The 15280-nt window shown below is 38.7% G+C and carries 12 protein-coding genes; 2 read left to right on the top strand and 10 right to left on the bottom strand.

What is annotated here, in order from left to right; all coding sequences use genetic code 11:
* Positions 1-80: 80 nt before the first annotated feature.
* The 3 genes from larA to AC1MGI_RS07730 form a co-directional block, all read right to left on the bottom strand.
* Complete coding sequence (gene larA / locus AC1MGI_RS07740) at positions 81-1343, bottom strand: nickel-dependent lactate racemase (protein WP_480349190.1); 1263 nt, start codon at positions 1341-1343, stop codon at positions 81-83.
* A 153-nt stretch (positions 1344-1496) separates the two neighbouring features.
* Positions 1497-2621, bottom strand: a complete 1125-nt coding sequence (locus AC1MGI_RS07735; RefSeq protein ID WP_480349189.1) for a 2-keto-3-deoxygluconate permease — start codon at positions 2619-2621, stop codon at positions 1497-1499.
* A gap of 15 nt (positions 2622-2636) precedes the next feature.
* Complete coding sequence (locus AC1MGI_RS07730; RefSeq protein ID WP_480349188.1) at positions 2637-3779, bottom strand: glycerate kinase; 1143 nt, start codon at positions 3777-3779, stop codon at positions 2637-2639.
* Positions 3780-3924: 145 nt separating this feature from the next.
* Between AC1MGI_RS07730 and AC1MGI_RS07725 the strand changes: the two genes are divergently transcribed.
* Positions 3925-5016 (top strand): CdaR family transcriptional regulator, encoded by a 1092-nt coding sequence (locus AC1MGI_RS07725; RefSeq protein ID WP_480349187.1) that lies wholly within the window; start codon positions 3925-3927, stop codon positions 5014-5016.
* Positions 5017-5120: 104 nt separating this feature from the next.
* Here the strand turns inward: AC1MGI_RS07725 and AC1MGI_RS07720 are convergent, their stop codons facing one another.
* The 6 genes from AC1MGI_RS07720 to AC1MGI_RS07695 all read right to left on the bottom strand — a co-directional run bounded on the left by AC1MGI_RS07720 (position 5121) and on the right by AC1MGI_RS07695 (position 12973).
* A complete protein-coding gene (locus AC1MGI_RS07720; protein ID WP_480349186.1) occupies positions 5121-6161 on the bottom strand; it encodes an ATP-grasp domain-containing protein in 1041 nt (346 codons plus the stop codon).
* Positions 6162-6364: 203 nt separating this feature from the next.
* Entirely contained in the window at positions 6365-6562 is a 198-nt protein-coding gene (locus AC1MGI_RS07715; protein WP_480349185.1) for a hypothetical protein, read from the bottom strand.
* 35 nt (positions 6563-6597) lie between these two features.
* Positions 6598-7224: a TetR/AcrR family transcriptional regulator gene (locus tag AC1MGI_RS07710; protein ID WP_480349184.1), complete on the bottom strand. Its 627-nt coding sequence runs from the start codon at positions 7222-7224 to the stop codon at positions 6598-6600.
* Positions 7225-7819: 595 nt separating this feature from the next.
* Positions 7820-9187 carry an FAD-dependent oxidoreductase gene (locus AC1MGI_RS07705; protein WP_480349183.1) on the bottom strand — a complete coding sequence of 456 codons (1368 nt, stop codon included), beginning with the start codon at positions 9185-9187 and terminating at the stop codon, positions 7820-7822.
* A gap of 272 nt (positions 9188-9459) precedes the next feature.
* Entirely contained in the window at positions 9460-11202 is a 1743-nt protein-coding gene (locus AC1MGI_RS07700) for an ABC transporter ATP-binding protein (protein ID WP_480349730.1), read from the bottom strand.
* A 22-nt stretch (positions 11203-11224) separates the two neighbouring features.
* Entirely contained in the window at positions 11225-12973 is a 1749-nt protein-coding gene (locus AC1MGI_RS07695) for an ABC transporter ATP-binding protein (RefSeq protein ID WP_480349729.1), read from the bottom strand.
* A 658-nt stretch (positions 12974-13631) separates the two neighbouring features.
* On the opposite strand from AC1MGI_RS07695, the gene AC1MGI_RS07690 reads away from it, so the two are divergent.
* Positions 13632-14189, top strand: a complete 558-nt coding sequence (locus tag AC1MGI_RS07690; protein ID WP_480349182.1) for a nitroreductase family protein — start codon at positions 13632-13634, stop codon at positions 14187-14189.
* Positions 14190-14293: 104 nt separating this feature from the next.
* Here AC1MGI_RS07690 and AC1MGI_RS07685 read toward each other — a convergent pair whose 3' ends face one another.
* A complete protein-coding gene (locus tag AC1MGI_RS07685; protein WP_480349181.1) occupies positions 14294-15274 on the bottom strand; it encodes a sensor histidine kinase in 981 nt (326 codons plus the stop codon).
* Positions 15275-15280 lie beyond the last annotated feature (6 nt).

Here is a 15280-nt window from a genome sequence, read left to right as displayed (position 1 = left end):
AAACTATATGTAGTAATTACGGGGGATGTTATAGGACATCCCCCTTACTATGTGTACTTTATTCCTCCCCTTGTCTCACTTTACTCTTCTACATAAGGAATCGTGAGTGGACCCATTGGCAAAACAGCTACTGACATATCATCACCATAAATCTGTTTTAATTCCTCTAACGTTTGTTCAATATTATGTAAGCTTTTTAGCATGGCACCGTTCACCTGCTCATCCGTAAGTTTGGAATAAACGTATACATCCGCCCACACTTGTATGACCGCCTGTTTTTGAACTTGCCATTGATCAAACATCTTAAAATTAGGACTGTTTATCAAATCTAATATCTCTTGAGGGCTTTTCGCCATGTCAAAAATCTTCGAATAGTTACCGTGGCTCGGAAGCCCATCCGAACATTCGGAAGCAATAATAATTGTACCTCCTTTTTTTACGATTTTATGCGCGGCGCTCATCCCCTTCACCGCTTGGTAAAGATTCTGATCAAGAGGGTAGCCTGAATTTGATGTAATGACTACATCAAATCGCTCGGCACACTGGATCATCGCATGTTCCTTAACAAACGCACACCCTTTGTCATGTGCTTCGTACAATTCACCGGCAAATACACCAGTTATTTCTTTGTCTTTATTTAAAGTGACGTTCAACATGAAGTCTGGTTTGCACAGTTGATTTATTTCACGCGTCATGTCTTGAACAGGGTTGTTCTCCATGTTCCCCCATGTAGCTTGGGGGTCCCCGATCATTCTTGCATTATGAAATGTCATAATTGTCTCTATCCCAGCAATCCCTGGCATAATACCCTTTGGTCCCCCAGAAAAACCAGCAAAAAAATGGGGTTCAATAAAGCCTGTTACAATCCGAAAATCAGCTTCGACATACTCTTTATTTAAATAAACATCACAACCAAACTTGCTCTGCCCCAAATTAACTAGCGTTTCTTTATCATGACAATTGTTGTTAATGATACGAATATTGTCTACGACCCATTCGCCAAGCATCGAAACAAACTCTTCCCTTGTCTGGTCCCGGTGAGTGCCCGTGCCGTTTATTATGACAAAATTCTCTAGTGGTACATGGTTCAATTCCTCAATCAACCAAGGAACTAGTTTATGATTAGGTGTAGGTCTTGTAATATCACTGATAACGATTGCGACAGTATCCGTCGCTTTAACGGTCTTCTTAAGGGAGTGAGCACCTATTGGATGTCTAAGAGCATGTGTAACCGCCTCTTTTTCTTCCTCATTTCCTAGTAGATGGTTTGGCTCAACCATGAATACATCATCAGGCAACTCAAGTAACAATCCATCTTTTCCGTACAATAAATTTGTTTTCATATCCATTTCCTTTCCCTGTAAAAATAAGAGTTTCAAAGTAAACATTCAAAAGAAGAAGGTCTTTAAGTAAAAGACAAGAGGGTGTTAGAGCAACCCCACATCTATTTTATATACAGTTCAAGATTTCTAAGTCAGCCGCTTTTAAACATCCTCTTAATGGATAGATGATTGAGTCGCTTTGTTGATGTCATTATTTAGGCCTACCTCTTCAATCGTACCATCGATCCCACGTTTCTTTTGATATTTATCTACTAAAATAACAGCGATTGGACATAAAATAGCCGTTGTTAAAGTAGCAATTGAGATTTGCGCGGTAGCAACGTTTACGATACTCGCATAGCCAGCAGCCTCCGCATTACTCATCATGCCAGAACTTGCTGCAACCGCAGATGCAGCTGCTATCGCTGCCGGGGTAGCTGCGGCATTTCCTGCTGTCGATGCTTCAGCAACAGGACCAATATAACTTTTTTCTTTGAATAACTTGAATACTAGAATGCCAGTCGCAGCAGTAAGCACAGTTGTTAAAATACCGATTGTGAGGCCTGCAGCGACAACGGAAGGGTTGAAAAAATTAGCAAGGTTCATCCCCGCCCCTAAAGCAAAGGCGAAGAAAGGAACAGGCAGGATTTCACCCGGTTTTAAAAAGGCTCGGATTTCAGGATCTAAATTCCCAAGTAACATCCCTAAACCGATTGGCAGTAAAACAGCGATAAATGCAATAACTGGAAAACTGGAACCTAATAAACCTAGAGACATTAGAGTGAGAAACGGACCATCGTTTAAAGATAGGACCGACACCGCGCCAACATCCGAACGGTTTCCATACTGACCCGTTAAGGCTACATACATTCCACCGTTTCCATTTGTCATAGCGGCAATAATAGCCAAGGTAGACAATCCAAGAATCCCATTCATTGGATCGAAAAAGATGCCAAATAGTAGTCCTATTGAAAGACCGGTTAAATATTTTGAAGATGTGAGCAAGACACCTTTCTTAAGCGCCTGCCCTCCCACTTTCAAATTCATCTGGCTTCCGGCACAGAAGAGAAAGAGTGCAATTAATACGAGTGAACCATTTTTAAATAAAGCTTCCGAAAACCCACCGATTCGTAAAAATTCATAAAATCCCTCTGGTGTTTCGGCGACTCCAAGCTTTTTTAAGAAATTCATGACAAAAGGGATATGCATTTGATCAATCGTGTTTAGTAGCGCCCCAAACAAAAGAGGAACAACCATTAACCCACCCGGAACTTTTTCTATCGTTTTTTTTATTTTCATATGCCAACCCACCCTTTATCCATTTAGTTGATTATAAAAAAATGAACGAATAACTTGCTCTGAACAATGTTCTAATAATTCACTTGCACGTTCCATTGCTTCACTCAGCATCATCGGCTGATTAATAATACTGTTCACACTCACTACTCCAAATGGATATAAAGTTTCAATGCCAGGCCCAATAGATCCTGCCAGAATGATAGAGGGGATCCCTAGTGATTTAGCGGCTTGTGCCACTCCCATTGGCGTTTTTCCAGATGCTGTCTGAAAGTCAACCTGACCCTCTCCAGTAATCACAAGATCCGCCCCGATAAGCGCTTGCTGTAATTTCGTATATTCAATCACAATGTCGATCCCTCGCCTCATCTCAGCAGGAAAGAACGCTTGAAAAGCTCCGCCAAGGCCTCCGGCTGCCCCAGCACCTGGTCGGTCATGAAGATGGATTCCTGTGACTTTTTCCACTTCATTTGCAAAATGGGCTAAACATTGATCCAACATTTTTACATCTTCTAAAGTCGCTCCCTTCTGTGGGCCAAAAACAGAAGAAGCCCCATCTGGTCCAATGAATGGATTCTGTACATCGGAAGCTATTAGAAATTTCCTATCTTTAATTCTTTTATCAAATCCACTCATATCGATTGAGTGTACCCGGGCTAATTCAGCTCCACCAAAGGAAATCTCCTTCCCTTCTTCATCTAAAAGCTTCATCCCTAGAGCCTGTAACATCCCAGCCCCTCCATCATTCGTAGCAGAGCCGCCTATTGCTAAAATGAAAGATTGAAACCCATCATCTAAAGCTTGCTTAATTAATTCTCCAGTTCCATAAGTAGTTGCAAGTCTTGGATTAAGCTTGTCAGAGGTGATGTGTGCAAGTCCTGATGCAGACGCCATTTCAATGACACATGTTTCTCCATCACCTAATACGCCATATTCAGCTTCCACCGCTTCTCCGAATGGTCCAGTAACGGATACATGCTTTCTTCTACCGCCTGTAGCTACAACCAATGTCTCCATCGTCCCTTCACCACCATCAGCTATAGGCAGCAAGACAGTTTCTGCAGCAGGAAATGCCTTTTTAATGCCTCTTTTGATAGAGTTGGCTGCTTCTACTGCACTTAAACTACCTTTAAATGAATCTGGTGCTATAACGATTTTCATAATCCTCCTCCTCTCAGGAAAACGCTTTCATTTTCTAATTAAATTATAACTGAACTTGACTATTAAAAGCTTCATGTTTAACGTATAAAATACGAGGTTAATTTTCCGAATATTTTGTTCACAGTAACTAAAACGGGGAGGAATTATGTTAACAAGGAGTATTGCTCATACAATTGTTAAGGAGACTTCGATACGACTTAACCGGAATATTAATATTATGAATGATTCTGGTATTATCATCGCTTCCCGTGATGTTGAGAGAATCGATGATATTCACGAAGGAGCACTTCACGTTTTAAAAACCGGACAGACACTAATAATATCCTCTAATCAAAGTGTCTCTTGGAAAGGTTCTCACCCTGGTATCAACCTTCCTATTGTTTTTCATGACAAGATTGTTGGCGTCATCGGCATTACAGGTAATCCAGATGAAATGGCTGATTTAGGAGAATTAGTAAAGATGACAACAGAGTTAATGATAAAGGCTGATTATATGGCTTCCCAGATGGAATGGAAGACACGGACAAAAGAAATGGTCATTGAAGAATTATTGAAAATTCATCCCTCCTTTGATCAGATTCGTCGTGGTCTTAATTTACTTGGCATTACCTTGCATCCTCCATACAATTCCCTTGTCATTCAAATGGCTGAAGGTACGATTACGAATCATACTATTGTTGAAAAGATAGAAAAAATACTAGGTGAGAAAAGCGGAATCGTTGGTTTTATTAACACGAATCGAATCTTTTTGGCTTTTTCCAACCAAACAGAAATGATGGTTAATCAAAGAATTCGGGAAATTTATCATGCATTAAAAAAACGGCAGCTAACATTTCGCCTAGCATTCAGTATTCCGTTTGATTCCCTAAATAGGTTTAGTCAATCCTATCAAGATTGTGATCTAGCACTTGCAATCAGTGATCCTTCTGAAGAGATTATCTCTTTTGCTGACATTGAGCTCAAAGTTTTAATTCATCAACTGAATCGATATGAATCTGAAAGGTTTTGCCAAAGAGTCATGACGAAAACACTCATAAAATATGCCGACACTCTTGAAAGTTTTTTTAAAAATAACTTTAACATCCAACAAACCGCGGATGAACTATTTATCCATAGAAACACCTTGATTTATCGATTGAAGAAAATTGAAGAGGAAACCGGATATAATCCTAAACACTTCAAAGATGCCATCACTTTACAGCTTGCGATTTGGATATCACACAAAATGAAGAAATAAACAAAGTGGATCATATTTAATGACTCCATTTTGAAAAAACATGAAGAGGGTATCCCGAAAGGTTCTGGCCTTTCCTTTTGGGACACCCTTTTCTTTATATAGAATTAAATAGCTTTTTCCATCTGCCCATCTGCCAAAATAACGGCATTCTCAATATGGGTAGCTCTTATATCGAAGACTGGCTTGTCTACTTGTGCCTCACCTGTTAATAACAATTTCACGGCAAGATAAGGGAAGTTTACCCCTGAAAGCGTTGAAATGTGTAAACCACCTGACATGCGCGGATTAATTTCTAAAAGCTTCGGTACGCCTTGATTATATTTTACTTGCACATTATACACGTACGGAATGTTGTAAATATCATGAATCGACTGGGCTAATTGGAGTAGCTCAGGTACTTCCTCAAGCTCGCGAATCCTTCCCCCCGCTTTCTTACGGGGTACCGCTGCAAGAAGTTCTCCTCCATAAGCCAGGCAATCAATGCTATATTCAAAATCAGCCAAATATTCCAATACCATTAATGATTGAAAAGAAGGTTCTGTTGACAAAATTTTATATGCTTCAGTAAACGAAATTTTATGTGATATATTACCAAATAAATCTTTCAACCCGTCCTCTTCATCTTTAATTACTCTGAATCCTTCTCCGCCCCTACCGTCAACCGGTTTGACGCAGACCGTTTTCCCACTGCTATGTAATTGATGGTATGCTTTTACAAATTGCTCAGCGTTTGTTACAATATGATAGTCCGGTATAAATTTCGCTAATCCATTTTTCTCGAAAGATTCATAGAGCTTTCCTTTATCCGATATTGTCTCCATTAACGAATAATCATGGATCACTAAGACGCTCGTCCCTACTTCATCGAATCGTTTGAGCTGCTTCGAAATTTCCAATGCGTGCTGATAGGGTATGAATACATCAATCTGATTCTTTTTACAAAAATCAACACAATATTGGATATACGCTTCACCATCTATTTCAGGCTCCGTTTCTGAATGATCACACACGTGAAAATACACCGTATTTGGATTAGAATGCGTCCCGAAAATCTCGAACTCCATTCCATCAGGATTATTTTTTATCGCTTCAATAAAATGATACGCTGTCGAAAACCAGCGATTGAACCAAATTCTTTTCTTCATCTAATATTTCCTCTCTTACACTTATTAGGCATCATTATGATATAGTTTTACCATTTTCATAATAATTTATTCTATAATTCTCCAAGAAAGCTTTTTTCCACAAAAGAATGGATGCCGATTTAATGGTAAGAAACGATTGACACGTGTATCTGATGTACAAAAGGTTTATCCCGGTTTAACCTCCCACTGATTGAAGTTCCACTTTATTTTTTATTCCCTTTCATCATTTGCGAACCGATTGCACCAACTATTAAAATGATAAATGAAATGATATTCGTGTCTTTAAAAAAGGTTGTAAAGGGAACATCCAGAAATAAAAACACAGCCGTTATAATACGTCCTACTAATAAGACAAGTCCGATTACTAACATCCAATTAAATAGTTTCTCTAAAAAAATCATCGAATTCCCCTTTATTATTTATTTAATAACTTCCCTCATCCAGTCGCTTTTTGTATAATTTTAATTAATTCATTACTATATGTTTCTAAATCTACTTTTTGAGTATGGTTTGGATGAACCATCATGTATTCTCCAATTGCTCCTTGAATCATATTCGCCATGACATGGATATTAAACGCACCAAATTCTCCTTTTTCTTGGCCCTCACGTAAGATTTCTCGAAGTTCATGCAAAATGACATCATCTTCTTCCTCATCATTTAATTTATAATACGGAATATTTTCTGGTGTTCTTGCATTGAAAATAATTTCTAATAAAGCTGCATTATGACTAGGGTGAGTGCCTTGATAAGCCAAACTAGATTCGATAAACACATGCAATTTCTCTCGAGGAGTGCTTTCCATTTGTACTCGAGTAAGTATATAAGTCGAAGAACTTTCAATCAGCTTCATGAGAAGTTGATTCATTAAATCACTTTTATCAGAAAAATGATAAGAAATTAACGCTGTACTAATACCAGCCATTTTTGCAATTTTCGACAAACTTGTCTTCACATAGCCTATTTCATCGAGCGTTTTAATCGCTGCCTTAATGATTTGCTCACGTCTTGCTTCTGCTATAAATGACTGATTTCCCTCTACAATTCGATTATTTTCCTTCAAAGAATATCTCCTCACTTTTGTTCACAAGATCAGGAATCAAAATAAATACTTCTAACAAATATTAATTAATCGTTTAATTATTTATTTGATTAATCAATCAAATAATATCATAGAGGATGAGACAAGGTCAAATAAAGTGAAACTTCAATCAGTCGGAAGTTAATTTAGAATAAAAAATGATCATAAAATTGTTCGCAAATTTAGATGATGGATAGGTTGGTTCTACGAAAAGATCCTATGAAACCATTGAATCGTAAGTCGGTACATCCCGAGAAGCCCTATTCTATACAGGCAAGTAGAAGTTTGTTGCAAAAGATGAGTTTGACCACTCCCACAGCTAAAGGAGGCCACTGAAAAAGTCCTTTTAAAGAGAAAAAAAGCTAACGACCTACTATATATAGGTTGTTAGCTTCTTCTATTGTCTGTATATCGATAAAAATCTTCGCTACTTTCAAAATGAGTTACTTTTTCAGTGCGCTCGTCTAAAGACATGCCTGTTTCGACCTCACTATCATCCCACCTCTGAAGAAGTCGGCTTTCTCGTTCGGAAAAGTCTGTAGTAAAAGTGAAACTTCAATCAGTGGGGGATGAAGAACTATACAAGTTCATCAAACAGGTAATTAAGGCTTTCAGTCATCGATGGATGGGTATAGATTTGATTTTTTAAAGTATAATAAGTATCTCTCGTATCCATATTGTATTTAATTAAATTTATGATTTCATACGATTCTGCACAAAAAAGAGCTGCACCTAAAATTTTATCTGAATCTTTCTCAACAATTACTCGTAACATCCCTTCAGTTTCACCTATTAATTTCGCCCTTGGAATATCAGCCGCTGCCAAAGTAAACAGATCGAAGTTCAGATTTTTCTCTGTTGCTTCTTTTTCAGTCAAACCAATTCTGGATAGAGGAGGGTCAATAAATACCGAATAGGGTAGATATCCTCTTTTCTCTTGGTTATATTCTTTTCCTCCAGTTAATTGATCCGCTACGATTCGGTAATCATCTAAGGAAACATACGTAAATTGCGGTCCGCCCTTCACATCACCGATCGCAAAAATATGGGGTGTAGATGTTCGCAACTGATTATCGACAACAATCTCTTTTCGCTTACCCGTTTTAACGCCTGCTTTTTCCAACTGTAAACCATCGATGTTTGGCTTTCGACCTGTTGCCAGTAATATAGCGTCAGATTGAAAAATTTTTTCAGAGTCTTCCTTCGTAAACTCGATAATTAGTTGATCTCCTTCTACTTTTTTACTTTGTGCTTGTAGATAGATTTCGATCCCCTTCTTTTCCAATGTCTCTCGAACAGCTTTAGCGACATTTTCATCCTCTTTCGGCAGGAATGTGTCCCCTCGATCAAAGATGCGGACTTTTGAGCCAAAATCTGCATACATTGAAGCAAATTCCAAGCTGATATATCCACCGCCAATAATGGATAAAGTTTGTGGCAATCTTTCTTCATTAAGAAGTGTATCGCTCGTATATACAACCGGGTTATTCTTAATGCCAACAATATCAGGAAGAACTGGCGTTGCACCTGTATTAATAATAATCGTCTCCGCTTTTATTTGAATCATTCCATTTTCTTGTTCGACAGAAAGAGTATGTTCATCAACAAATGAAGCAAATCCATCAATCACTTCTGCCACTTCCGGTTTATTCACTTTTTTATAGTTGCCAAGACGCAATTTATCGATAAATTCCTTCTTACTTACCATCACAGAAGCATATGCCTTTGCTTTTTCGTCCCACTCTTGATTTTTATGAACTTGTAATTTTTTCGCTTCATGAATCAAATATTTGGTCGGAATACAAGCCAAATTAATGCATGTCCCTCCATACATTTTCTTCGATTTTTCAACTACCGCAATTTTCCTCCCGCGTTTACCAAGAAAGGATGCCAGTGTTTTCCCACCTTTACCGAATCCAATAATAGCCACATCATATTGTTTCATTTAAACTCTCTCCTTTCCTTTTTCGCATTCTTTCTTACTATTCCCCGAATAATAAGAACCACAAATGAGATTGTGTATTCTAAACTAGATTCTCTCTACCAAAAACATCCTTTCAGTCAACTGATCGTGCTTATACATCAATACCCACCCCCCCATAAATAAACGGTTCATTTTCTTAACATGTACGTTTTATATTTGAGTTTAACGCATGGAATACGTATAAAAAAGATGACTCATCTAGGGATTTCTCCCGTTTAAGTCATCTTGTCAAATTAATTTGCCGTGTCTTCCAATTGTCGGTTGTAGAGTCCATAGTAAAATCCTTTTCCCCGAAGCAATGAGCTATGTGATCCTTTTTCAATAATTGCACCGTCTTTTAGTACAAGGATTTGGTTTGCTTTTTGAATCGTATTCAATCGATGTGCAATGACGAAACTAGTTCTTCCTTTCATTAATCGTTGCAGGGCTTCTTGGATCTTCACTTCAGTAATCGTATCAATACTGCTAGTTGCTTCATCTAAGATTAAAATGATCGGATCAGCCAAAATCGCTCGAGCAATGGAAAGGAGCTGCCTTTGTCCTTGACTGATTCCGCCTCCGTCTTGCATCAGCTGTGTTTCATACTGATTCGGGAGCTTCATAATAAACGAGTGAGCATTTGCCTGTTTAGCAGCGTTCAGTACTTCTTCTTCGGTTGCATCCAGTCTGCCATAACGGATATTTTCTATGATCGTTCCTTGGAATAGGAACGAATCTTGCAAAACAAAGCCCATATGCCGGCGTAAACTCGACCGCTTTATGTGTTGAATATCATGACCGTCGACAAGAATACTGCCGCTGTCTGGTTCATAAAAACGAGATAGCAAATTAATAAGGGTTGTTTTTCCTGCCCCAGTCGGACCTACAAGTGCAATCGTTTCTCCTGGAGATACGCCGAAACTTACATCATGTATAGTATTCCCTGACTTTTCATAGGAAAAAGAAACAGACTGAAAGGCAACGTGTCCTTCTACAACGCTCAACTCTTCCGCATCCTTTTCATCCCGTTCTTCAATCTCTTCATCTAAAATTTCAAATACACGTTCAGCCCCTGCAACAGCAGATAACAATGTATTAAATTGGTTAGCTAAATCATTTAACGGCCGAGTAAATTGCCTGGAATACTCGGTAAAAATCACGATGGTTCCAATTGAAATTTCCCCTTTTAATGCCAGATACCCGCCAAATCCAGCAACAATGGCAAAGCTGAGGTTATTGAGCATATTCATTAGTTTCGGGATAAACCCAGAATAGGCTTGAGCCAAATAACCTGACTGCTTCAATTTTTTACTGCGTTCAATAAAGTCCTCAATCACTTTATCTTCTTGCGAAAAAGTTTTCACGATTCGTTGTCCAGAAATCGTTTCCTCAATAAATCCATTTAAAGAGCCCAGATTTCGCTGTTGTTCTTTAAATAATTTCCCTGTCCGTCCTGTAATCCATCTCATTCCGTAAAACATGATGGGTACGATGATGAGCGTTAACAAGGTTAATAACGGACTAAGCCAAAGCATAACTGCTACCGTCCCACTTAACGTCAGGACACTTGAAAAAATTTGAATGACCGAGCTGTTCAAAGTCGAACTGACATTTTCAATATCATTGGTTACTCGACTCATTAGTTCACCATGCTTACGGTGGTCGAAAAATGGAATCGGCAGTTTATGCAAGTGCTCAAAAAGCTGTTGTCTCATCTGATAAACTGAATCTTGAGCGATGCCGATCATCCAGTAGTTTTGTAGCCAAGTCGATAGTGAGTAAAACACGTAGACGATAAATAAGCCTATAAGCATCATCGTTAATCCGTTAGACTTTTTCATTACAACAAATTCGTCAACGGAGACGCCTACTAAATACGGACCAAGTAGCCCTAACCCTGAGCTAACCACAACCATGAATAACACGAGAAACAGCATCGTTTTATTCGTTTCCAGATAGCTCCAAATTCGTTTAACGGTACCCATCCAATTTTTCATTTTCACTTTTGATTTCTTATCATTATGATGAGTGAGAGGTACTCTTTTCAACGGTCAGTCCCTCCTTTCCCATTTGAGACAGCACAATCTGCTGATATAATGAATGACTCGCCACAAGCTGTTCATGCGGGCCTTTTGCAATCAGTTCCCCTTCTTCAAGCAATAAAATTTGATTGGCTTCCTTAGCGGTACTCACCTTTTGCGTTATGATCAATGTCGTACATGTATAGGTTTTTAATGCATTCAACAGCTTAGCTTCTGTTTTTAAATCCAGCGCACTTGTACTATCATCTAGTAGCAGTATTCTTGGCTTTCTAACTAACGCACGGGCAATAGCTAATCGCTGCTTTTGCCCTCCGGAAAGATTGACCCCTTTTTGACCAAGTGGCGTGTCATATTGATTCGTAAGCGCAGAAACCGTTTCATGAATTTGCGCATCTTTGGCCGCCGTAATGATTTCCGCCATACTCGCATCATCTTTTCCCCATGCGATATTCTCTTGAATCGAACCTGAAAAGAGCAGTGCCTCCTGTGGGACAAAGCCCATTTTTTTCCGCAATATGTCTAGCTTCATGGTCGTAATATCTTCACCATCGATTGTAATTTCTCCTTGGTCGACATCAAATAGCCGCGGAATCAATTGAAATAGCGATGTTTTTCCTGAACCAGTAGCCCCCATAATTGCAATCGTTTCGCCTGCTTTTGCCGTAAAGGTAATATTCCGTAAAGCATCCGTATCCGCTGTTGGATATCGGAATGAAACATCTTTGAATGTAATTTCCCCGCTATGAATCTCATTTCCTCTGCTTTCTTCTTTTGTGTCAAGTAAATCAACTGTTGTGTCCAATACATCGTTAATTCGACTCGCGGATGCTTGAGCACGAGAAATGGACATAATTAACCAGGATAAGACAGATAACGAAGATGTGATTCTTGTCGCATAGTTGACAATAGCAACCACTTCCCCAACTTGAACAGTACCAGTAGCAATTTTCTTTTGCCCAAGCCACAGAATGATAATAAGTCCCACATTCATGACAAGTAACAGAATCGGTGTTGACACTTCAATGAATCGTAGTGAAGATGCTGTTTTCTTTTGTAAAGCATCATTTGCCTCATTAAACCGACTTGCTTCATGTTCTTTACGTAAGAAAGCTTTAATGAGGCGCATTCCCATTAAATTCTCCTGCATGACTCCATTTACGTTATCCAACTTTTCTTGAACAAATCGAAACATCACCGATGCCCGCTTCATTACCCAGGCTAAGAAAAAGATGAGCACAGGAATGGAAATTAAGAGGACTAACGCCAATTTCCAGTTAACAAGCAAAGCCATTACTGTACCGAGAATGATAAGTAACGGCGCACGGAGCATGATCCTCATCGCCATAAACACAGTATTCTGCAAAACTGTAACGTCATTCGTCATCCTAGTAATCAATGAGGATGTTGGATATTTCGTTAAGTTGGTGAATGAAAACGCTTGTACTTTCTTGAATAAATGACTTCGAATGTCATAGCCAAAACTTTGGCTCACATGTGACGCAGCAAACGAATTAATGATTCCACCAATAAAGGAAAGGATAGAAATTCCCACCATTACACTTCCCCATTTGATGACAACGTAAAGATTCTCCTGCATAATGCCTTCATCAATTATTTTTGCCATTAACAGCGGTTGTAGCAACTCCACACCTAATTCAGCCAGCATAAGGAAAAGAGCGAGCGCCGCCATCATTCGATAAGGCTTTAAATACGAAAATATCTTCATACATTTCACCATGATTTCCTTCCGCAAAATTTCTATTTCAAAGTAAACAAGCGTAAGTTCTGTGAACAATGAACTTTGACTAATCTGTTCCTGTTCCCGGCCTTGGTGTGACACTGGCCTGTCTCGCATCATGCAAGCTTTCATTTAAGGAACTATTTAGTAAAACGAAAGATCGATTCTTTTATCATACAATTACTTTCAATATTTTTAAATAGTCTGAATTATGTTTTATCATCCTTCTCTTAAACAACCGAATAATTTTTCTATTATTCCCTTGACATATTTAATAAAATAAGAGAAGATTTAATTGATAATGATTTTCAATATCATTATTGACTTCTTAATCTCGAAAAATTATGCTCTTAGCATAATAGATTGCTTAAATGGTGAGCCTACTTATTAGTAGCCACTATAGATGAGTTGCTGATTCCCATATGTGTGTTCATGCTTATTACTTAAAAATAACTAGAATATTGCCCCCTCTTTATTCCAGATGTTTTTACCCCCTACTTTTAAGCATATATGGGATCAGCATTTTCTTTTGAATATTTACTGAATTCTTTATATACTACGAGTAACATACATATTAACAGTTATGCTATGTAATCCGTTTACACACAGTTCTTCAATCACATTCAGATGAAGGAGTCTATTAAAAATGAGCTTATCGACGATTATTAAAGAGAGACGTACAGTGAAACGCTATAAGGATACACCGGTTTCTGTTGACTTGATTCAAGAGCTGCTAGAGACGGCTGTTTGGGCGCCGAACCACAAGATGACGCAGCCTTGGCGCTTCATCTTTGTTCAAGGAGACAGCCTGATCGCGTTAGCTGAAGCTGCTCGTGATGCAGCCATGACTAAGGAAAAAGATCCTGCGAAAAAGGAAGCTGCGGGTCAACGTGAGTTTAATAAAGTCAGTACTCCTCCCTCCATTCTTCTTGCTGTCATGAAGGAAGATCCTAACCCTGTTACTCGTGAAGAAGATTTGGCAGCTATAAATTGCGTAATTCATAATTTCACATTATTGGCATGGGAACAAGGACTAGGAACATTTTGGGCGACTTATGCCACGATTTTTGCTACGCAATTCCGTGAAGCTGCAGGCGTGCAGCCAGGAGAAAAAATCGTTGGTAGTATTCATGTCGGTTATCCAGATATGATTCCAAATCCGCGTGAGCGCAAATCTATTGAAGAAATTTTCACTGTTTTATAATTATTTTAAAAGGGTCAGACCCCACACTATATATATCGTTTATTGTGTCAATTACACTACATAATAAACAATCTATAATAGATGTGGGGTCTGACCCTTCGTTATTAACGGATTGCCGGGATTTTAATTTTCACCGTAAACTCGTCTTCTTTATATACAAAGTCCAAGAAGCCATGATGTTCCTTAATAACATCATGAATCACTTTAGTCCCGAGCCCTTCATGCTCACCCGTTTTTGTAGTTTTTCCATACGTTTCAAACAATGAATCTAAAATGGACGTGGGAATCGGCTTGCTATGATTCTTGCAAATTAATATATATAATCCACTTCTTTTATACAATTGCAAACTAAGCAAAGCTTGTTTCTTATGCTCACTTTGCCATTCCTCGCACGCATCGATACTATTGGATAAAAGATTGCCTATCAGTGTAACGATCTCTTTATCTGACAGCGGCAATGTTGATAACGGCAAATCCAAATCATAGACGACTGAAATCCCAGCATCCTGTGCCCGTCGATACATTTGATGTAGTATTCCCGCGACCATCCCTTTCTCGCCTTTAATCGATAGATTCGTTTCTTTATATCCATCGACTAAATCATCTAAATAAGCCTTAGCGTCTCCATTCTGTTCATTCTCCAGCATAAAGTGAATCGCTGAAACATGCTTCAGGAAATCATGTCGTTCACTGCGAACCACGCGAAACGTTTCATTAAAGTGAGCACGTTCTTCTTCAAATTGCTTTACTTCTTCTAACAATGTTGAAACCTTCCATGCGCAGTTTTGCCTGACTATTTCAATAGCGACAAATAATAAAAACGGAACAAGATACATGAACGAAGGCTCATTGACTACATACATAGACAGCAACAAAAGCTGCACAACTAGTAACAACCCATTGAAACGTATTCCTAAACTTGATACTTGAATGAACGTCTTTTTAGAGAAGAAAAACATGATGGCTATCACGAGTAAACAAGTAATATAAATTGGAATCCCCCAAGAGGAAAGCTTCAAAAGCGCATGCACATGAACAATCCCAAGCATCGCGATGAAGCCCCAATACATCAGAAATGGCTTCAAGTCCCC

The sequence above is a fragment of the Peribacillus sp. BM1 genome, from assembly GCF_056679975.1.
Note: the sequence above shows the minus strand (reverse complement) of the source record. Positions and strands in the feature narration are given on the sequence as shown.

Coding starts and splice junctions, on each gene's coding strand:
- larA (WP_480349190.1), bottom strand. CDS start 1,343: ATGAAAACAAATTTATTGTACGGAAAAGATGGATTGTTACTTGAGTTG.
- AC1MGI_RS07735 (WP_480349189.1), bottom strand. CDS start 2,621: ATGAAAATAAAAAAAACGATAGAAAAAGTTCCGGGTGGGTTAATGGTT.
- AC1MGI_RS07730 (WP_480349188.1), bottom strand. CDS start 3,779: ATGAAAATCGTTATAGCACCAGATTCATTTAAAGGTAGTTTAAGTGCA.
- AC1MGI_RS07725 (WP_480349187.1), top strand. CDS start 3,925: ATGTTAACAAGGAGTATTGCTCATACAATTGTTAAGGAGACTTCGATA.
- AC1MGI_RS07720 (WP_480349186.1), bottom strand. CDS start 6,161: ATGAAGAAAAGAATTTGGTTCAATCGCTGGTTTTCGACAGCGTATCAT.
- AC1MGI_RS07715 (WP_480349185.1), bottom strand. CDS start 6,562: ATGATTTTTTTAGAGAAACTATTTAATTGGATGTTAGTAATCGGACTT.
- AC1MGI_RS07705 (WP_480349183.1), bottom strand. CDS start 9,187: ATGAAACAATATGATGTGGCTATTATTGGATTCGGTAAAGGTGGGAAA.
- AC1MGI_RS07700 (WP_480349730.1), bottom strand. CDS start 11,202: ATGAAAAATTGGATGGGTACCGTTAAACGAATTTGGAGCTATCTGGAA.
- AC1MGI_RS07695 (WP_480349729.1), bottom strand. CDS start 12,973: ATGAAGATATTTTCGTATTTAAAGCCTTATCGAATGATGGCGGCGCTC.
- AC1MGI_RS07690 (WP_480349182.1), top strand. CDS start 13,632: ATGAGCTTATCGACGATTATTAAAGAGAGACGTACAGTGAAACGCTAT.